Here is an 18590-nt window from a genome sequence, read left to right on the forward strand (position 1 = left end):
TTCCCGTCAGGCCGACTCGCGTGGACCTTCGTCCGCCTCGGCCTGAGCAAGGAAGAGGGTGCGTTCGCCATCGTTGCGGGTGAGCGCGGCGGCGCGTTCGAACTCCTGCCGTGCCTCGGCGTGCCGGCCGAGCTTGGCGAGCAGGTCACCGCGGACCGCAGGTAGCTGCGGGTAGTTCCGCAGCGTTCCCTCGGCGCGGAGCGTGTCAACAAGAGCCAGCCCTTCGGCGGGGCCGACGGCCATCCCGACCGCCACAGCGCGGTTGAGTTCCACGATGGGTGACGGTCGCACGTGGGCGAGCACCTGGTAGAGCGCGGCGATCCGGTCCCAGTCGGTGTCCTCAGGTGTGGCCGCCCTGGCGTGGCAGGCAGCGATCGCGGCCTGTAACGCGTACGGACCGAAGGCGCCGTCGAGGGTTCCGGCGCGTTCGAGTGCCGCCAGGCCGCGCCGGATCAACAACCGGTCCCACCGCCTGCGGTCCTGTGCCGGTAGGAGGACGGGTTCGCCGGACGGGCTGGTGCGCGCGGGTGTCCGGGACGCCTGCAACTCCATCAGTGCGATGAGGCCGTGCACCTCGGGTTCGCTGGGCATGAGACCGGCCAGGATCCGGCCGAGACGCAGCGCCTCGTCGCACAGTGCCGGGCGCATCCAGTCAACGCCGGCGGTCGCTGAGTAGCCCTCGTTGAAGATGAGGTAGATGACCTCAAGAACAGACGACAGTCGTTCGCCCAGCTCACCCGGCGTCGGAAGCTCGAACGCCACCTGCTTCGTGGTGAGGGTTCGCTTCGCGCGGACGATCCGCTGTGCGACCGTCGGCTCTGGCACCAGGAACCCACGCGCGATCTCCACGGTGGTGAGCCCACCGAGCAGCCGGAGTGTCAATGCCACCCGGGAGGCGGTGCTGAGCACCGGATGACAGGCAGTGAAGACCAACCGCAGCAGGTCGTCACCGATGTGATCATCGATGGCGGCGACGAGGTCGGGCCCGGCAGTGGCCTCCTGCACGGCGAGTGCCCGACCGAGCTCCGCGAGCTTGTCCTCGTAGCGGTACTGCCGGCGCAGGATGTCGATCGCGCGGTGCTTCGCGGTGGACATGAGCCAGGCGCCCGGATTGTCCGGGACGCCTGACTCGGGCCACTTCTCCAATGCGATCACCAAGGCGTCCTGGGCGAGCTCCTCGGCGACACCGACATCGCGGACGATCCGGGAGAGGCCCGCGATGAGCCTGGCTGACTCGATCCGCCAGACCGCCTCGACGGCACGGCGGGCGGCTTGATGGTGGTCGGCAGCCATCATGGCTACCGATCCAACCATCCCGGCGTGACTCTCGGCCCGAAGGACGCGTTGGGTCCGAGTTGGGTACGCGTTGGGTACAGACTCAGGCCGGCGGTGCGAAGTCCTCGGGTCCGAACATCTGGAGTACCTCAGCCTCGCCTTCCCAACCCGGCCACAGGTCGCGGTGCAGCTTCAGGAACCGCGAGGTCCACTCGACCGCCTCCTCCTTCGTACGCACCTGGTAGATCGCGTAGCTGATCCACTCCTTCGACTCCGCGAACGGACCGTCGGTGACATCCAGCTCCCCGCCGCTGACCTGGAGCTTGGCGGCCGCGCTGGGTGCGAGTCCGCCGGTATCGAGCAGCGCACCGGCCTTCGCGGCATCCTCCCCGAGCTTCATGATCGCCTCCATCAACGCCGGCGGAGGTGGGGTGTCGGGCTGAGTTCCCTTGCCGATCACCAGATAACGCATGGTCTTCTCCTTCTCTCTTCCGAGCTCGTGCCCGGTCCGGCCGACCGGGGGTCCTGCACACACTTCGAACGGAGGCCTCAGATATCGACCTGCCGCCTCACGTGCTCAACTGGCGGCCGAGCCGCGCCGCGAGCGCCGTGAGCCAGGCCCAGGCGAGTACGACGGTGATACCGAACGCCACATTGGTCGCGGCGCTGCCCGCTCCGGCGCCGACACCGATGAATCCGACGGCGAAGAGCACCCCTGTGACCCGGGAGAACCACGCCCACCCCGGGCTGTCTTCGGCCGCGAACCGGGCGCCGAGCACCAGGCAGGCGGCGATCAGGCCAGCGAAACCGATGCCGCCGGCGACGAAGTGCAGCATGCCGTGCCAGCTGACCTGGGCCTCGTCAGCGGTCGTCCCCTGCGGGAACCCGGGCATCGGATCCGCGACGAACACGCCGCCCGCGACCAGACCCAGGCCGTAGAGCCCGAGCAGTCGAGGTGCCCACGTCGTTCCCCGCCCCGAGCGCAGCACCCGTCGTACTCCGATCGCGAACGTGACGGTCAGCACCCCGGCCAGCACCAGGTTGCTGATCTGGATCCAGCCGAGGTCGCCGTTGGCGAGCACACTCCAGGGGTGGCGGGCGAGGTTGAAGCCGTCCCGCGTGAGTGCCTGGGCGAGGGAGACCGCGACATAGGTCGGGCCCGCGATCGCACCGCAACGCAGCAGCCCGGCCGTCATCCTGGTCCGCTCGGTGGTCGCCGGCAGGTCCGCGACGATCGTCCTCTTGGGCATCGTCCTCTCCTTTTCCAGACTGGGCCGGCCACGGTTGGCCGGGCCTTCTCTGGGGCTTCGAACGAGAGGACGCGGTCTCGACATCAGGGCCAAGATTTTTTCGACGATTCTTGACCGGACGTCGCGCGAGCCGATCGCCGCGACGCTCGCCGGACATGATCGAGCCGCGTCGCACGGGATGCGACGCGGCTCGGGATCGGGGAATGGCTCAGGGGGTGTGCATTGGATGAGCCGTTACGCGCTGCGTTGGCGGGGTGTCTTGGGTGTCTTCGGGGGCTCGTCCCGGTGGAGGTGGTCAGGGCCGATCTGTCCCGAACGCAACAGCTCCAGCCGCTCGGAGAGCAGTTCCTCGAGCTCGTCGATGCTGCGCCGCTCGAGGAGCATGTCCCAGTGGGTGCGCGGCGGCTTGACGTGCTTGGGCTCGGGACGGTCACCGTCGACGCGTACCGCTTCACCCCCGCAGCGAGGGCATTCCCAAACCGACGGGACTTCGGCGTCCGCGGCGAAGGGAAGATCAAAGTGGTGGGAGTGCGGGCAGTCATACCCGACCAACTGCCGCGGTGCGGGAGCGATCTCCCGATCATCCTCATAGCTCGCGGCGCCAAGCCGGGAGCCTCTCAGTGCGCGCTCCGACATAATGCCTCCATCCCCCTCCATCGTGTATGGACCTCGATGGCCCTAACGTCTGGGCCCCCGCCCAGGATTCCCCGGAGCGGAACGCGCGAATCGCAGCGCGTTGGTGCGTTTGCTGCTAGTAGCGGCCGATGTCCTGATCCGGAAGCGCCTGGCGGGTGCACGCTGCCGGGGAGGAACAGCTCGTGGGGCGATGCCGTGAGGCCCTATCTCAGAACGTCCGCCGGGTGCGCCGAAGCTCCGCCGCCACAGGTGAGGTTTGGTAAGCCTTCGCGGCGAGCCGCCGGTCGTCTCACAGGCCGGACTGCTGGCGGCCCGGTTCATGATCAACTTGCAGAAATCGCCCAGATTTCGCGCGAAACGTGGGCGATTTCTGCAAGTTGATCATGGTCCGGTTCCCGCTCAATCAGATCCGGCAACCTCTCCGACGCCAGAGGTTTTGAATAAGCCACGATGTCAGACAGCGGGGGTCCTTGCGCGGCAAGTCGTCACCATGCAAGGCAAATTGGGCGTGCTTCGTGGGGACATGGCGCGTGAGGTCGGGTCCGTCTCACATGGCGTACACCCAACGGTTTCGGATGCTGAGACATGTGGGTCCTTCGCTGACCCGGCAGCCGTTTTGAGAAGCTCCACGGGCTACTGTCCGGAGCCCTGGCGCTTCGACGGGAGAGGCGTACGTGACCAACCCCTGGAACACCCACGGGATCGAGATGCGCCACGACGTGGTGATCAAGCGGTTCCGGCCGGGAGACGCGGGCCAGGCGATCCGTGAATGGCGCGCCCTGTCTTTGCTCGCCGCCCGTGCGCCCGGAATCGCGCCGATGCCGGTCAAGGCTGATCTCGTCAGCGAGACCCCGACGGTGGTGATGGCGCGCCTGACCGGCGAGCCTCTTCGCGGCAAGCCCGTCAGCACTGCCCAACTCGAAGGGATGGTAAGCGCCGTCACCAGGCTGCAGGAGTCGGCGATCCCGCCGGGCCTCATGAGTGACCTACCGGTGCGCAGATGGCAGCAGGAGGAAGTGATCGCGCGGCTCCGCGCCTGGTCCGCGGACGGGCCCGGCAGAGGCGCACCGCCGGTCGTTGTCGAGGCAGTGAGGGCCGGGCTCGCCTGGCTTGCCCGGGCGGGACTGGAGGCGAAACCAGCCGCTGGAGTGGTCCCCGTCTTCGGTCACGGCGATGGCAACCTGGCCAACTATCTGTGGGACGGCTCCCGGGTTCGCCTCGTGGATTTCGAGGATTCTGGCCGAAGCGACCGGGCGTTCGAACTCGCGGAGATCACCGAGCACGTGTCGGCGTGGGTGGACGGCGCACTCGACGTCGAGGCCTTCCTGAGCTATTTCGAGCTGTCGGACGCCGAGCGGGCGCGGCTTCGGGACTGCCGTCGACTGCTCGCGCTGGTCTGGTTGTTCCTTCTCGCCCGGGAGGATCCGGCCCATCCCCGCAACCCGCCAGGCACGCTGGTCCGCCAGGCCCATCGCCTACTGGATCTGCTCACCTGAACGCCGCGGAAGGCCTACCTGCCAGGCCTCGCCGGGGTGCAACGTCCTTGCCTGGCCGTCGAACGCCACCGCGATGGGTGCGGCTTCGGCGTGGCGCAGCCCGATCCGCAGCCGGTCCTGCGTGCAGTGCACCGTGATGCCCCAGTGTCCGCGATAGCGCAGTGCCAGCTCGAGTTCGCCGAGCTCGCGGGGGAGGCGTGGATTCAGCGCCAGGACGTCCGCACGCATCTCGATGCCGGTGTAGCAGCGCTGGAGAAGGTCCACACAGCCGGCCATCGCACCCAGGTGGATGCCTTCGGACGTCGTACTCCCGGGCACGTCCGCGACATCGCTTCTGAGTGCTTGCAGGAAGAACTGCCACGAGGTGTGGCGGTCGGTTCGCGCGAGCACCCAGGCGTGGACCACGGCGCTCAGGCTGGACCCGTGCGACGTGCGGGGTAGGTAGTACTCGATCGTCCGCAGGATGGTGTCCGTCGAGACGGTGTAGCCGAGCCGGGCGAGGGTCTCTGTCAACTCATCCTTGCTCAGCAGGAAGAAGAGCATGAGCGCGTCGGCCTGCTTGGAGACCTGGTAGCGGTTGATCGAATCGCCTTCGGCTTCGAGGATCCGGTCCAGTCGGCGGATATCGGCGTACCTGCGGCGGTAGGCGGCCCAGTCGAGTTCGGCGAGTTCGTCGTACCCCTCGAACTGGCTGAGGATCCCCGTGCCGTGAAAGGCGACCCGCATCCGCCGGCTCACGTTCTCGAACCGCTCGCGCTCCTCGGGCCGCAGGCCGAGCCGTTCCCGTAGCTCCGTACGGCGGTACTCCGGGAGCATCTCGAGAGCGTCCAGCGCGCGGCGGATCACCCAGGCGGCCATGACGTTGGTGTAGGCGTTGTTGTCGATGCCCGGCCGGGACGCTCCGGGATAGCTGTCGTGGTACTCATCGGGTCCCATCACGCCGCGGATCTCATAGCGCCCGAGCGCGTCGTTGTAGGTCGCGAGCGAACTCCAGAACCGCGCGATCTCCACCAGCATCTCCGCGCCGTACGCGCTGAGGAACGCGAGGTCGCCCGTCGCCTGGTAGTACTGCCAGATGTCGTACGCCACCGCGATCCCGACGTGCCGCTGCAGGTGCGAGTGGTCGGGCAGCCACCGGCCCGAGCGCGGGTTGAGGTGCAGGCGCTGGGTCTCGTCGCGCCCGTCACTGCCGCTCTGCCAGGGATACATCGCTCCCCGGTAGCCGGCTGACCGCGCGGCCCAGCGGGCCTGGGGGAGCCGCCGCCAGCGGTACATCAGGAGCGCCCGGGCCACGTCCGGCAACCGCAGGGTGAGGAACGGAAAGACGAACAGCTCGTCCCAGAACACGTGCCCGCGGTACGCCTCACCGTGCAGGCCACGGGCGGGTACGCCCACGTCGAGGTCCACGATGTGCTCCGACAGCGTCTGCAGCAGATGGAAGACGTACAGGTTGAGGGTGGGCTGCGCCTCGCCGTCGACCGAGATCCGGCAGGTCCGCCACAGCCGGTCCCACGCGACGACGTGCCGGGCGTGCAGCTGGTCGAACCGGCCAGCACGCTGGACGGCGGCGAGGGCGGCGGGGAGGCTCTCCGAGATCGCCCGGTCCATGGACGTGTAGACCGCGATGGTCTTCTCCACCACGAGTGGCACCCCAGCGCGGACGTCGAGTTCGATCTCCAGGCTGGCGCACCGGTCGGTCCGCTCGAACGTCCGCCTGATCGGCCCGCTCGCCCCGCTGATCCGCACCCGGGCAGCCTCGGCGATCCGGATCCGGGAGGTCGCGGTCTCCACCTGCAGCCACAGGATGTCCTGGCCGTCGTACCCCTCGGTGCCTGGTCTGAGGTGATCGCCGCGCAGGCCGTGGTACCTCTCGACCCCGCCGTTCGTGACCTGACCGTCGAGCGCCGCGCGCACCCACAGCCGACCCGACCAGTCCTCCGGCAGGATCGCCGTCTGCAGGACGGCAAGGTGTGGATCGTCCATGGAGACCAGGCGCCGTTCGGTGATGACCGACGTACGACCGGCTTGGTCGCGAAACCGCAGCCGACGGTTCAGTGCGCCGTGCCGGGTGTCGAGCTCCTGGTGATAGTCGAGAAGGTCCACCCGGCTGGCGTCGAACCACTCACCGTCCTGCGCCCGGAAGGTGAGAGGCAGCCAGTTCGGTACGTTGACCAGGTCCTCGTTCGAGACGGTGCGCCCGGCGACCTCGGAGTCGAGCCGGTCGTAGCAGCCGGCGAGATACGTCCCGGGATAGTGGACGCCATCAGCGCGGGACTCCGGTGCGGCTCCCCGGGTGGCGAGGTAGCCGTTGGCCAGGGTGCAGAGCGCCTCCCGCAGCCCTTCGGCCGCGGGATCGAACGTGTCATAGGTCCACGACCATGGAGTCACGCCGCCGCCCCGATACTGTGAGCTCGCCCAGATCCTCGACCACGATGTGCGCGCCCAGCCGGCGTAACTCCGCCGCTTGGCGGCCGCGGTCGACCGCCACGATCAGGCCGAAACCGCCTCGGTGGGCGGCTTCGACCCCGGCGAGGGTGTCCTCGATGACCGCCGCCTGCGCTGGCTTGGCCCGCAACCTGCGGGCGGTCTCCAGGAACAACGCCGGATCAGGCTTGCCCGGCAGGCCCAACTCATCGGCGTCGATCCCGTCCACACGGACGTCGAACAGCTTCTGTACGTGTGCGGCGGTGAGTACCCTCGCGCAGTTCCGGCTGGCGGAGACGGCCGCGGTCCGGGCGCCGCGGTCGCGGAGTTCACGGACCAGCGCGACCGTGGAGGGGAACGCGGCGACGCCGTACCTGCCGATCTCCTCCAGGAAGTAGCGGTTCTTGCGGGCCGCGAGCGCGTGCACGGTGTCGGCGCTCTCGGTGCCGTCGGTGGACGCACCCTCGTCGGCGTCCGAACCCTCGGGCAGCGTGATGCCGCGGGCGGCGAGGAAGTCACGTACGCCGTTGAGCCGGGGTTTTCCGTCGACGTAATCCAGATAGTCCTGCCGCACGTCGAACGGTGGCAGCGTCCTGCCGAGCGCGCGGCCACGCCGGCGGAGGAACTCGTCGAAGCACCGCTTCCAGGCGGCCGCGTGGACGCGGGCCGTGTCGGTGATCACGCCGTCGGTGTCGAAGATCACCGCGCTGATCCGGTCCACGTCAAGGGCAGGTTGCTCGGATGTCATCGACGACTCCCTACGACGTCGCACGGGTCGGCAGCCGGCCTCATACCCGCTGTAGCCACTTCTCCACCTGAGGAGGCGTGCCAGATAACCCCACACTTTGATCTGGGTCCGGGCGGGGTCGGACAGTGCCGGACAAAGGGACAGCGCCACAAAGGGACAGCGCCACAAAGAGGAGCGCGTGGGCTCAGCGGTGGGTCAGCACCTGCGGCTGGCGTTCGCCGGAGACGGTGAGCTCAGCCAGATCGGCGACGACGACGTGGGCGCCGAGGCGGTACAGATTGCTCTTTTCGCCATGCCGGTCGACGCCCATGATCGGCTCGAAGCAGCCGCTCCAGGCCGCCTCGACGCCGGCGAGGCTGCTGGTGAGTGCCGCGCTGCGCCGGGGTGAGACACCCAGCCGGCGGGTCGCCTCGAGCAGCAGGGCGGGGTCGGGTCGCGACGGCAGTCCGAGAACGGCCGCGTCAACGCCGTCCACCTGGACGTCAAACAGGTCCGCGACGCCAGCGGCGGCGAGGACCTGCGAACTGTTGCGGCTCTCTGAGACGGCGGCGGTCCGAGTCCCGCGGGCGCGAAGCTCGCGGAGAAGCTCCACCGTCGACGGATAGGGCGTGATCCTTAACCGGCGTACCTCCTCCAGGAACCACGCGTCCTTGGTGGCCGCCAGGGACTGCACGGTCTCGGCGGCGGGGTCGGTGGAGAACTCCGGGATGGAGATGCCGCGGTTGGAGAGGAACCGGCGTACGCCCTCGATGCCCGACTGCCCGTCGGCGGCGCGCAGGTAGTCCGCCGGCGGCTCGAACGGCGGCAGGAGAACCCCTGTGTGCTCGCCATGGCGGTGTAGGAAGTCGTCGAATGTCCGCTTCCACGCGGCGGAGTGCAGGCGTGCGGTGTCGACCACGACGTCATCGGTGTCGAACACCACCGCATCGATGCGGTCGAGGTGGAGGGTCGGACAGTTGTAAACCATTGGCTACTTTCACGTGCTGGCCCGGGCGGACAACACCTACTCACGTGGGACACGACCAACGGGGGACTTCTCCCACGTTCGTTGTCCCGCCAAGGAGCGGCGAAGAGGCTTCGGTCATAGCCCCGCAAGGACCTTCGCCTGCTGCCCTGTTCGGGCGTACAGACCAGGCTGAGGAACGTCCACTCCAGCGGGGTCCGGGAGGGGTTATGCCTGTGCGGGTAGGGGTGAACGGCTTCGGCCGGATCGGTCGCAATTTCCTGCGCTGCGCGCTCGAACGCGACATGGAGGTCGTCGCGATCAATGACGTCGCACCGATCAACGTCCTCGCCCACCTGCTGGCGTACGACTCGACCTACGGCCGGCTGCACTTTCCGGTCCGCCATGACGACAAGGCGATCTACGTCGACCGGACGCCGATCGCCGTCTCGGCCAATCCCGATCCGGCCCGGCTGTCGTGGGGCGAACTCGGCGTCGACGTGGTGATCGAGTCGACCGGCAGGTTCCGCGCCCGCGACGATGCCGCGGGCCACCTGAAGGCAGGCGCGAGGAAGGTCCTCATCTCCGCGCCGGGCAAGGATGTGGACCTCACCGTCGTGTTCGGTGTGAACGAGGGGGAGTACGACGACGGGCGTCACGACGTGATCTCCAATGCGTCCTGCACCACCAACTGCGTCGTCCCCATGGTGAAGGTGCTACACGAGGCGTTCGGGGTGGTCAAGGGGTTCATGTCGACCGTGCACGGCTACACCAACGACCAGGTGCTCCTCGACGCCCCACACAAGGACCTGCACCGGGCGCGTTCGGGTGCGGTCAACATCATCCCGACCAGCACCGGAGCGGCCCGTTCGATTGGCGTGATGCTGCCCGAACTCGACGGCCGCCTCGACGGTGTGGCGCTTCGCGTCCCTGTGGAGGACGGCTCCCTCACCGACCTCACCGTGATCCTCGAACGCCCCGTCAGCGTGGGCGAGGTGAACGCGGTCTTCCGCCGGGCGGCCGACGAGAGCCTCTCCGGCATCGTCCGGGTGACCAGCGACCCCATCGTGTCCCGCGACATCGTGGGCGAGCCCGCCTCGTGCGTCTTCGACATGTCCCTGACGCAGGTGAACGGCGAACTCGCGAAGGTGTTCGGCTGGTACGACAACGAATGGGGTTACTCCAACCGGTTGGCAGACCTCGCCGAATACGTCGGCCACCGCCTCTGAGCGGTAAACCCGGTATCGGCGTCGTCGTCCGCCTTGCCATCGCGGCCGGGGCACCGCTCACCCACCTCGGGACCTTCGCGGGGCGGCCGGAGGACTGTTGCCGGTCGTTGATCGGCAACAGGTGGCGCGACGATGGACAAACGTCAGGACGTCGTGTCGTCAGCCCAGCCGCAGGGAGGAGACGACCCGCTGGTGGAGGTGATCGTGCTCGTCCAGGAGCTCGACCCGATCGAGCGCGACATCCTCGTGAAAGCGGCGATCCTCGCGCCCTCGATGCACAACACCCAACCGTGGAAGTTTCATTTCCGTCACCGCACGGTGGAGGTGTACTGCGACCCGACTCGGGCCCTTGGCGCTGAGGACCCGGAAGGCCGGATGACGGTGATCGGTGTCGGCGCCGCGGTCTTCAATCTCCGCGTCGCGGCCGCCTGCCTTGGCCACTCGGCGTCCGTCGTACCCCTGCCTGACACGCACCGCCCCACCCTCGTGGCGGAGGTGATCGTCGGGTCGCAACCGGTCGACGTCTCCGGACCGGCGGCGTTGTACCCCTACCTCGCCCACCGTCGTACCAACCGGCATCCGTTCGCCGATCGCGCGCTCCCGACCGAGGTCCGCGACCAACTCGCGCAGGCCGCCCACGAGGAGGGCGCGATGCTGGAGTGGATCGACCAGCCCGACCGGGTCCGCTGGCTGCTGGAACTCGCGACGGAGGCCGCCATCGCCGAGGCCGACGACCCCCGGCGGCTCGTCGAACGCCAGCGCTGGGTCGGTGGCGAGCGCACTCGTGACGGGGTGCCATCGAGCGCGTTTGGGCCGCGTTCGTACGAGCCGTCCGGGCCGGTACGCGACCTCGCGATCGATCCCGCGGACCGGCTGCGAAGCCCTGGGAGGTTCGAGCCGCGGCCCAACCTCGCGGTGCTGTGGACCGTGAGCGACCAGCCACGAGACTGGCTGGCCGCTGGTCAGGCCCTGGAACGGGTCCTCCTCGTGGCCACCACCCAGGGAGTGGCGGCATCGCTGCTCAACCAGCCTCTCGAACACACCGACCTGCGCTGGCTCGTCCGCGACCCGCGCGCCGGCTGGAGCATGGCGCAGGCGGTCCTTCGGTTCGGCTACGGACCCGAGGTGCTCCCGACCCCGCGGCGTCCGGCGGAGGAGTTCGTCCTCGCCGACGACGACGCGCTTCCAGCAGAGGGCCGGTGAGGAAATGGCAGTGCCAGCAGGACGACCGATCGTCGTAGGGACCGACGGGTCTGACGGCGCCATCGACGCCGTCGCGTGGGCGGCGGCCGAGGCCGCGCTGCGCAAGGTGCCCTTGCGGATCGTCCATGCGTTCGCGTGGACCCTGCTGCACGTGCCGGCCGCCCTGTGGCGGATGGGGCCAGAGGGCGGCCTACGCGCGCACGCCGAGGAGTTGCTCGAGGAGGCCGTGCAGACCGCCCGGGCGACCGCGCCGAGCCTGGAGATCAGCACCGCCGTCGTGACCGACTTCCCGTTGCCGTTGCTGGTCGAGGAGAGCCGGGGAGCGACGTACGTCGTCGTGGGTACGACGGGCCGAGGCGCCTTCGCCGAAGCACTCGCGGGCTCCATGACCGTGGAGCTTGTCGCGCGGGCCCACGCACCGGTGGTCGTGGTGCGGGGTACGCCCACGCCGGAGGAAGCCGACCAGCTCGTGGTGGTGGGGGTCGACGGGTCCCCGCTCGGCGCGGCCGCGGTCGAGGTCGGTGTGGAGGAGGCGGCGCGCCGGCACGGTCGCCTGCTCGCCGTGCACGTCGTACGCCACGGGCTTTCCGTGCGCTTCGGAGCCACCGACACGAGTGCGGGGGTCAGGTTGCTCAACGAGGCGCTGGCTGGCTGGCGAGAGAAGTATCCGGACCTGTCGATCGAGGAGCGGGTCCTGTCGGGGCATGCGGCCGGTGCCCTGACCGACCTGTCCGACCGGGCTGCCGCCGTCGTCGTCGGCGCCCGCGGCCGGGGTGGGTTCACGGGCATGCTGCTTGGTTCGGTCAGCCAGTCCCTGCTCCACCACGGTCGTTGCCCGATCATCGTCGTCTCGGAGGCGAGCGCGTCCGTGGCCGGTACGGCCCGGTCGGCGCCACGCTCCTAGAAGGGTGAGCCCATGCGTGTCCTACTGGTCGAGTCGACACCCGGCGCCGGAGGCGGGGTACGCGAGCGTCTGGAAGCTGCCGGTCATGCGACCGTGACCTGCCCGGGCGGGATCGATTGTTCCCTCGTCGGTGCCGGGCACTGCCCTCTGGTGGACGAGGCGGTCGACGTCGTGGTGGACGTACGCGCCCGGCCCGAGCCTTTCACCGTGCATGAGCAGCCGTTGGTGTGCGGGATCCTCGCGGGGGTACCCACCGTCGTCTGCGGGCCGATTCCCCAGATGGAGTCGGCCAGAGGGGCGGAGACGCCCGGGCCGCCCGTCGAGGGAGCTGGCCGGGATTCAGGACCGGATTCAGGGCCGGTGGGCATCTGGCGGCGCGCTGACGTCCGGTGTGCGCCCGAAGGCATCCTCGAGGCGGTCGACGAGGCGACCCTCCCGACCAGCCGTACGGTCCGGCACCGGATCGCCACGGCGGTCAACGCCGTACTCCGGCCGCGCGGGCTGGCCGGGCCGTTCCGCGTGGACGTGACGACCCGGCGCGGCGTGGTCGACGTGCACCTGGAGTTCGCCGGCCGGGTCCCGCCGCCGGCTGTCCGCGAGCAGCTCAGAACGGTGGTCCGCGCGGCCCTCATCCCGGTGACCCGGGCGTGGGCGTCCGCGACGGTCCTCATCTTCGAGGGCGCACCGACCGCGGAGCGCCAGGTGGCGGCGTCCTGAGCGCGATCACGCCCGGCTGAGCCGGATCAGCCCCGGCGGGCGCGGGCGCGCTGCTTCTCCCGGTCGGTCTGCGACAGGATCGCCTTGCGGATCCGGATCGCGGTCGGCGTCACCTCGACGCACTCGTCCTCGCGGCAGAACTCCAGCGCCTGTTCGAGGCCCATCTCCCTCGGCGGCACGAGGCGCTCGAGTTCCTCGGCGGTGGAGGAACGCACGTTCGTGAGCTTCTTCTCCCGGCCGGCGTTGACGTCCATGTCATCCGGGCGGGAGTTCTCGCCGACGATCATGCCTTCGTAGACCTCGACGCCCGGCTTGACGAACAGCGTCCCGCGTTCCTGCAGGTTGAAGCAGGCGTACGCGGTCACGGCCCCGCGCCGGTCGGCGACCAGCGACCCCCTGGGACGCGTCCGCATCTCACCCGCCCACGGCTCGTACCCCTCGAAGACGTGGTGGATCAACCCGGTGCCCCGGGTCTCGGTGAGAAACTCCGTGCGGAACCCGATCAGGCCGCGGGCGGGCACCAGGTAGTCCAGGCGTACCCACCCGGTGCCGTGGTTGACCATCTGCTCCAGGCGGCCACGCCGCAGGCCCAGCATCTGGGTGACGACACCGACGTACTCCTCCGGCACGTCGATCGTGACCCGCTCGACCGGCTCCTGCAGCTTGCCGTCGATCTCCTGGGTGACGACCTGCGGCTTGCCGACCGTGAGCTCGAAGCCCTCCCGGCGCATGAGCTCGACCAGGACTGCCAGCTGGAGCTCGCCGCGGCCCTGGACCTCCCAGGTGTCGGGCCGCTCCGTGGCCTGGACCCGGATCGACACGTTGCCGATCGTCTCGGCGTCCAGGCGCGACTTCACCAGGCGGGCGGTGAGCTTGTCGCCGCTCACGCCCGACAACGGCGAGGTGTTGATGCCGATCGTGACGGAGATCGACGGCTCGTCGACCCGGATCACCGGCAGCGGGCGCGGGTCGTCGATGTCGGCCAGAGTCTCACCGATCGTGATGTCGGGAATGCCGGCGATCGCTACCAAGTCGCCCGGGCCGGCCTTGTCGGCGGGTATGCGTTCCAGCGCCTCGGTCATCAGCAGGTCGGTGACGCGGACGCGTTCGACCTCGCCGTTCGCGCGGCACCAGGCGACGGTCGCGCCCCGGGTCAGCTCGCCCTGGTGGACCCGGCACAGCGCGAGCCGGCCGAGGTACGGCGACGCGTCGAGGTTCGTGACGTGCGCCTGCAGTGGCGCGTCTTCGTCGTACGACGGTGCCGGCACGGTCGCGAGGATCGTCTCGAACAACGGGCGCAGGTCGGCGTTGTCGGGCAGGGTGCCGTCGGCGGGTTGCTCGAGGGTGGCGCGGCCGGCGCGGGCCGAGGCGTACACGATCGGGAAGTCGAGCGCGGAGGCGTCGGCCGACGGGTCGTCGAGGAGGTCCATGAACAGCTCGTACGCCTGATCAACGACCTCGGCGATCCGGCTGTCAGACCGGTCGACCTTGTTGATGACGAGGACGACTGGCAGGTGCTTGCGCAGGGCCTTGCGCAGCACGAACCGGGTCTGGGGGAGCGGACCCTCGGAGGCGTCGACCAGCAGGAGTACGCCGTCGACCATCTCCAGAGCGCGCTCGACCTCACCGCCGAAGTCGGCGTGGCCGGGCGTGTCGACGATGTTGAGCGTGACCGGCCCGTCAGGGCTCTGCCAGCGGACCGCGGTGTTCTTCGCGAGAATCGTGATGCCCTTCTCGCGTTCGAGGTCCATCGAGTCCATCACGCGCTCGGCGACGTCCTGATTTTCCCGGAAGACCCCGGATTGCCACAGCATCGAGTCGACCAGGGTGGTCTTGCCGTGGTCGACGTGGGCGATGATCGCGACGTTGCGAAGGTCTGAGCGCGTAGCCATGCTGGTAATCCTCCCGGACGCCCACGACGCGCCGACGCACGGGTCAGCTCTGGCCACGACCCCGCAGCCCACGCTCGGTGGCGCGGCTGGCGAGCAACTCTTCCAGATAGAACTGAACCTTCGCCTCGATCGGTCGATTCGGAAAGTGGCGGCGTACGAGTTCCACCACCCTCTGGTGGTGACCGCTGCCCGGCAGGAACGCCTTGACTCCGTCGTTGAGCCACGCTTCGTCGAGATCGTCGTGGCGAGCTGCGACCCGGGTAGCGGCGGCGCGGATCTCCGTAGAGGGTTTCCAGATCGCATCTACGTCACGGGTGGCAGGGCGCGCGTCGTACGCGATCGCCATGGCGGCACCGCCCACGGTGAATAGGTCGCCTCGTATGCCTTCCTGGCGTAGCTCCTCGTTGAGCTCCCGAACAGGCCTGAGGATTCGTTCGCGAGTGAGCGTGGCTCCGCCTAGACGTTGATGAGAGAGTCTCGGTGAAGGTAAATGCCGCGGAGCTGGAAGGACGCCGGGCTGCCGGCGTATTCCCACGCGCGCATGCCAACCATCGGCGTGACCCACCACCCGTGGTCGAGGTAGCGATCCGGACCGTAGGTCCATTCGGGCGCGATGATGCCGGTCCGGGCCGCCCGCCACTCTGCGAGCGCTGCGACGAATGCGTCCCCTCGTGGATCTCCAGTCGTGCCAGGGTCGGCGGCGATCATGCGCCTCCTGGTATCGGCGTCGGCATGGTCGAAGCGGCTGGCGAGTTCGGCGGCCTTTCTCACAGGGAGTGTCCAGTCCCCATCTGAGATATCGCCGCTGATCGAGCGTGCCAGGCCGAAGACACTGGCCGCATAGTCCGCCTCGGCATCTATGACCGGGCCCATGCCACCATCCTTGCGGTCAGTCCTGGTTGGCGGGAACCCTCTTCAGCGCAGCTGCCACAGGACGGGAGTGGTGAGGACTCCCGCCTGCCGTGGCAGTCCCAAGGCGGTGGCGAGCAACTCGGCCGGCCCGCGGATCCCGGCCAGGCCGAACGCCGCTCCGGCCGCCGCGGCCGGCAGGTCTTCGCTGGACTCGGGGCTGCGCAGGCGTTCGACCAGGCCGAGCCGGGGCACCGTGCGGATCTCCGCCTCCTCACGATCGACACCGACCCGGGCGCAGGCGATCTCGACCGCCCGCTCGAAGCCGCCGAGTTCGTCGAGCAGGCCGCGTCCCTGTGCGTCGGCGCCGGTCCACACGCGTCCCCGGGCCGCCGCCTCGACATGGTCGCGGGTGAGCCCGCGGTCGGCGGCGACCTTGCCGGTGAAGTCGTCGTACACCCGGTCGAGCCAGCTTTCGAGGCGCTGCCACTCCTCCTCGGAGAACCCTCGGTACGCCGAGAACATCCACGCGTTGCGCCCCTCGGCGACACCGTCGCGGGTGACGCCGAGGCGGGTCATCAGATCCCGGACCACCGCCTTGCCGCCAAGCACCCCGATCGAACCGGTCAGGGTGCCCGGCTCGGCGACGATCGTGTCGGCGGCCATCGACACGAAGTAGCCACCGGAGGCGGCCACGCTTCCCATCGAGACGATCACCGGTTTGCCCGTCTCGCGGACCCGGATGACCTCGCGCCGGATCGCGTCGGAGGCGACGTAGGAGCCGCCGGGACTGTCGATACGGAGCACCACGGCTCGGACGTCCCGGTCGGCGGCGGCCGCGCGGAGCCCCGCGCTGAGAGTGTCGGACCCGATCGACGTGGCGCCGAAGCCCCTGCGGCCGGAGCGACCGAGGTGGATGTCTCCGGCACCGTGGACGACCGCGACGGCGGGCCCCTTGGCGAACCGCGCGAGGGCATGGCGGGGTTCGAGCAGTTTCGCCCGGCGGTAACGGTGGACAAAACGCAGGCGTACCTCGCCAAGCCGGCGGCGCAGGTCGGCGTAGACCTCGTCGCGGTAGCCGAGCCGGTCGACCAGGCCGGCCTCTCTGGCGTCGTCCGCGGACAGGGGTGCCTGGTCGACAAGGGCGCGGATGTCCTCGGGGGCGAGTCGGCGCCCCTCGGCGATCCCGGCCACGACGCTCTCCATCGCGGACTCGGCCAGCCGGCCCGCCGCCTCCCGGTGCGCGTCGCTCATCTGGCTGGCAAGGAAAGTGTCGGCGGCGTTTTTGTACTCATACCGGCGCGACATCTCCGGAACCACACCGAGCTTCGCCAACGCGTCCTTGACGAACACCGCCTCCGCGACGATCCCGGTGAGGCCGACGTCGCCGGAGGGCTGCAGCCAGATCTCGTCGAACGCCGTCGCGAGGTAATAGGGCACGGTGCCCGGCCCGAACTCCCCGAAGGTCTCCGTCCAGGCCACAGTCGGCTTGCCGCTGGTCGCGAAGAGGCGTACGGCGCTGCGCAGCTCCTGTGCCTGGGCGAGCGTGGGTGTGTGTCCACCGATGTGGGCGACAAGTCCCGCGACGTCCGGATCGAAGGCCGCGAGGCGGAGGCCGTCGATGAGGGTACGAATGAGCGGGCGGCGCCGGGCGAGGGCGGCACCGAGCGGATCCTGCGGCGGCGCTTCCAGAAGAGGAACGCTGAGGTCGAGCTCGAGCAAGGTAGCGACCATGAACTCACCTTAGGCGGTGTTCGGCGGAAGGTCCCGGTCACGACGCCGGCGCCGCACCCTCCGGGCCACGCAGCGTCGGCATCGACTGACTGATCGACCTCGACCCGGGTAGGCAGGCGGCCAGGGGATAGGTGACAATGATCCGGCACTGTGGAGGGGAGTATTCCTTCGCGGCGGCGCCGTCATCACGGATGCCGGGTTACTAGCCCGTGCGCCCGGTGCCGTCGGCCTCTGATCTGAGGCGGAAGAGACCTCCGGGGAAGTCCGCTATCTTCTCTCGGAGGTTACTCAGTGAACATTGCCCCGTGGCTGTGGCTTGTCACCGTTGCCGTCCTCGTGGCGATCCTTGCCATCGACATCCTCATCATCGGGCGGCGGCCGCACGAGCCGTCCATGCGCGAGAGCGCGTTGTGGATCAGTTTCTACGTCAGTCTCGCGGTGCTCTTCGGCATCGGCGTGTTGATCTTCTCCGGCCCGCAGTTCGCCGGGGAGTTCTACGCGGGTTGGATCACCGAGTACAGCCTGTCAGTCGACAACCTGTTCGTCTTCCTCGTGATCCTCACGAGGTTCGGGGTGCCGCGGAAATATCAACAGACGGCGCTCCTGATCGGCATCATCCTCGCGCTGATCATGCGGGCGGTGTTCATCGCCGTCGGTGCGGCCGCGATCAACGCCTTCGCCTGGGTCTTCTACATCTTCGGCGCGATCCTCATCTACACGGCGATCCAGTTCGTCCGCAACAGCGAGCAGGAGGACTCCGAGTACAAGGAGAACGCCCTGATCCGCTGGGCCAAGAACAACCTCCCGGCGACGGACACCTACAACGGCGTGAAGCTCACCATCGTCGAGAACGGCAAGCGCCTCGTCACCCCGATGCTGCTGGTGATGATCGCTCTGGGCACCACCGACCTGCTCTTCGCCCTCGACTCGATCCCCGCGATCTACGGCCTCACCAAGGAGCCGTACCTCGTCTTCACCGCCAACGTCTTCGCGCTGATGGGCCTACGCCAGCTCTACTTCCTGCTCGGCGGACTGATCACCCGGTTGGTCTACCTCTCCGCGGGGTTGGCGGTCATCCTCGGGTTCATCGGTGTCAAGCTGATCTTGCACGCCCTGCACGAGAACAACCTGCCGTTCATCAACGGCGGTGAGCCCCTCAAGGGGGTGCCCGACATCGGGATCACGTTCTCGCTGACCGTCATCATCGGGACATTGGTGGTCACGACGGTCGCCAGCCTGCTGAAGAGCCGGCGGACACAGAAGGACGAGCAGCCCGCCAAGACACACTAG

17 protein-coding genes are annotated in these 18590 nt (G+C 68.9%); 6 read left to right on the top strand and 11 right to left on the bottom strand.

Going from position 1 to position 18590, the window contains the following annotated elements:
* Nucleotides 1-6: 6 nt before the first annotated feature.
* The 4 genes from B141_RS0104075 to B141_RS0104090 all read right to left on the bottom strand — a co-directional run bounded on the left by B141_RS0104075 (nucleotide 7) and on the right by B141_RS0104090 (nucleotide 3161).
* A complete protein-coding gene (locus B141_RS0104075; protein WP_020573899.1) occupies nucleotides 7-1296 on the bottom strand; it encodes an RNA polymerase sigma factor in 1290 nt (429 codons plus the stop codon).
* An 82-nt stretch (nucleotides 1297-1378) separates the two neighbouring features.
* Entirely contained in the window at nucleotides 1379-1747 is a 369-nt protein-coding gene (locus tag B141_RS0104080; protein WP_020573900.1) for a YciI family protein, read from the bottom strand.
* A 97-nt stretch (nucleotides 1748-1844) separates the two neighbouring features.
* Complete coding sequence (locus B141_RS0104085) at nucleotides 1845-2525, bottom strand: DUF998 domain-containing protein (RefSeq protein WP_020573901.1); 681 nt, start codon at nucleotides 2523-2525, stop codon at nucleotides 1845-1847.
* Between the two features lie 234 nt (nucleotides 2526-2759).
* The gene (locus B141_RS0104090) at nucleotides 2760-3161 is read right to left on the bottom strand and encodes an RNA polymerase-binding protein RbpA (protein ID WP_020573902.1); all 402 of its coding nucleotides are present in this window, start codon (nucleotides 3159-3161) and stop codon (nucleotides 2760-2762) included.
* A gap of 674 nt (nucleotides 3162-3835) precedes the next feature.
* On the opposite strand from B141_RS0104090, the gene B141_RS0104095 reads away from it, so the two are divergent.
* Complete coding sequence (locus B141_RS0104095) at nucleotides 3836-4657, top strand: aminoglycoside phosphotransferase family protein (RefSeq protein WP_020573903.1); 822 nt, start codon at nucleotides 3836-3838, stop codon at nucleotides 4655-4657.
* Here the strand turns inward: B141_RS0104095 and B141_RS0104100 are convergent.
* The 3 genes from B141_RS0104100 to B141_RS0104110 all read right to left on the bottom strand — a co-directional run bounded on the left by B141_RS0104100 (nucleotide 4637) and on the right by B141_RS0104110 (nucleotide 8796).
* Nucleotides 4637-7045, bottom strand: coding sequence for a glycoside hydrolase family 65 protein (locus B141_RS0104100; protein ID WP_020573904.1), 2409 nt, complete (start codon nucleotides 7043-7045; stop codon nucleotides 4637-4639). The genes B141_RS0104095 and B141_RS0104100 overlap by 21 nt on opposite strands.
* Entirely contained in the window at nucleotides 7020-7829 is an 810-nt protein-coding gene (locus tag B141_RS0104105) for an HAD family hydrolase (protein ID WP_020573905.1), read from the bottom strand. Before B141_RS0104105 ends, B141_RS0104100 begins: the two co-directional genes overlap by 26 nt.
* A 184-nt stretch (nucleotides 7830-8013) precedes the next feature.
* Nucleotides 8014-8796: an HAD family hydrolase gene (locus tag B141_RS0104110; RefSeq protein ID WP_020573906.1), complete on the bottom strand. Its 783-nt coding sequence runs from the start codon at nucleotides 8794-8796 to the stop codon at nucleotides 8014-8016.
* A gap of 206 nt (nucleotides 8797-9002) precedes the next feature.
* On the opposite strand from B141_RS0104110, the gene gap reads away from it, so the two are divergent.
* The 4 genes from gap to B141_RS38790 all read left to right on the top strand — a co-directional run bounded on the left by gap (nucleotide 9003) and on the right by B141_RS38790 (nucleotide 12825).
* On the top strand, nucleotides 9003-10001 hold the full coding sequence (gene gap / locus B141_RS0104115; protein WP_020573907.1) for a type I glyceraldehyde-3-phosphate dehydrogenase: 999 nt from the start codon (nucleotides 9003-9005) through the stop codon (nucleotides 9999-10001).
* 132 nt (nucleotides 10002-10133) lie between these two features.
* Nucleotides 10134-11204, top strand: coding sequence for an Acg family FMN-binding oxidoreductase (locus B141_RS38780; RefSeq protein ID WP_020573908.1), 1071 nt, complete (start codon nucleotides 10134-10136; stop codon nucleotides 11202-11204).
* A 10-nt stretch (nucleotides 11205-11214) separates the two neighbouring features.
* Complete coding sequence (locus tag B141_RS38785; protein WP_020573909.1) at nucleotides 11215-12108, top strand: universal stress protein; 894 nt, start codon at nucleotides 11215-11217, stop codon at nucleotides 12106-12108.
* 12 nt (nucleotides 12109-12120) lie between these two features.
* On the top strand, nucleotides 12121-12825 hold the full coding sequence (locus B141_RS38790; protein ID WP_020573910.1) for a hypothetical protein: 705 nt from the start codon (nucleotides 12121-12123) through the stop codon (nucleotides 12823-12825).
* Nucleotides 12826-12851: 26 nt separating this feature from the next.
* Here the strand turns inward: B141_RS38790 and typA are convergent, their stop codons facing one another.
* The 4 genes from typA to sppA all read right to left on the bottom strand — a co-directional run bounded on the left by typA (nucleotide 12852) and on the right by sppA (nucleotide 17300).
* Nucleotides 12852-14717, bottom strand: a complete 1866-nt coding sequence (gene typA, locus B141_RS0104140; protein ID WP_020573911.1) for a translational GTPase TypA — start codon at nucleotides 14715-14717, stop codon at nucleotides 12852-12854.
* Nucleotides 14718-14760: 43 nt separating this feature from the next.
* A complete protein-coding gene (locus B141_RS45250) occupies nucleotides 14761-15063 on the bottom strand; it encodes a hypothetical protein (RefSeq protein ID WP_202805647.1) in 303 nt (100 codons plus the stop codon).
* 110 nt (nucleotides 15064-15173) lie between these two features.
* Entirely contained in the window at nucleotides 15174-15590 is a 417-nt protein-coding gene (locus tag B141_RS0104150) for a hypothetical protein (RefSeq protein ID WP_020573913.1), read from the bottom strand.
* A gap of 42 nt (nucleotides 15591-15632) precedes the next feature.
* The gene (sppA, locus tag B141_RS0104155; protein ID WP_020573914.1) at nucleotides 15633-17300 is read right to left on the bottom strand and encodes a signal peptide peptidase SppA; all 1668 of its coding nucleotides are present in this window, start codon (nucleotides 17298-17300) and stop codon (nucleotides 15633-15635) included.
* Between the two features lie 291 nt (nucleotides 17301-17591).
* Here sppA and B141_RS0104160 point away from each other — a divergent pair, with 291 nt between their 5' ends.
* Nucleotides 17592-18590 (top strand): TerC family protein, encoded by a 999-nt coding sequence (locus tag B141_RS0104160; protein ID WP_020573915.1) that lies wholly within the window; start codon nucleotides 17592-17594, stop codon nucleotides 18588-18590.

This window comes from Actinopolymorpha alba DSM 45243 (genome assembly GCF_000373925.1).
Taxonomy (GTDB): domain Bacteria; phylum Actinomycetota; class Actinomycetes; order Propionibacteriales; family Actinopolymorphaceae; genus Actinopolymorpha; species Actinopolymorpha alba.

What these genes read in the sequence shown, in the direction of transcription:
- B141_RS0104075 (WP_020573899.1), bottom strand. Translation starts at nt 1,296, where the DNA reads ATGATGGCTGCCGACCACCATCAAGCCGCCCGCCGTGCCGTCGAGGCG.
- B141_RS0104080 (WP_020573900.1), bottom strand. Translation starts at nt 1,747, where the DNA reads ATGCGTTATCTGGTGATCGGCAAGGGAACTCAGCCCGACACCCCACCT.
- B141_RS0104085 (WP_020573901.1), bottom strand. Translation starts at nt 2,525, where the DNA reads ATGCCCAAGAGGACGATCGTCGCGGACCTGCCGGCGACCACCGAGCGG.
- B141_RS0104090 (WP_020573902.1), bottom strand. Translation starts at nt 3,161, where the DNA reads ATGTCGGAGCGCGCACTGAGAGGCTCCCGGCTTGGCGCCGCGAGCTAT.
- B141_RS0104105 (WP_020573905.1), bottom strand. Translation starts at nt 7,829, where the DNA reads ATGACATCCGAGCAACCTGCCCTTGACGTGGACCGGATCAGCGCGGTG.
- B141_RS0104110 (WP_020573906.1), bottom strand. Translation starts at nt 8,796, where the DNA reads ATGGTTTACAACTGTCCGACCCTCCACCTCGACCGCATCGATGCGGTG.
- gap (WP_020573907.1), top strand. Translation starts at nt 9,003, where the DNA reads ATGCCTGTGCGGGTAGGGGTGAACGGCTTCGGCCGGATCGGTCGCAAT.
- B141_RS38780 (WP_020573908.1), top strand. Translation starts at nt 10,134, where the DNA reads ATGGACAAACGTCAGGACGTCGTGTCGTCAGCCCAGCCGCAGGGAGGA.
- B141_RS38790 (WP_020573910.1), top strand. Translation starts at nt 12,121, where the DNA reads ATGCGTGTCCTACTGGTCGAGTCGACACCCGGCGCCGGAGGCGGGGTA.
- typA (WP_020573911.1), bottom strand. Translation starts at nt 14,717, where the DNA reads ATGGCTACGCGCTCAGACCTTCGCAACGTCGCGATCATCGCCCACGTC.
- B141_RS45250 (WP_202805647.1), bottom strand. Translation starts at nt 15,063, where the DNA reads ATGGCGATCGCGTACGACGCGCGCCCTGCCACCCGTGACGTAGATGCG.
- B141_RS0104150 (WP_020573913.1), bottom strand. Translation starts at nt 15,590, where the DNA reads ATGGGCCCGGTCATAGATGCCGAGGCGGACTATGCGGCCAGTGTCTTC.
- sppA (WP_020573914.1), bottom strand. Translation starts at nt 17,300, where the DNA reads ATGGTCGCTACCTTGCTCGAGCTCGACCTCAGCGTTCCTCTTCTGGAA.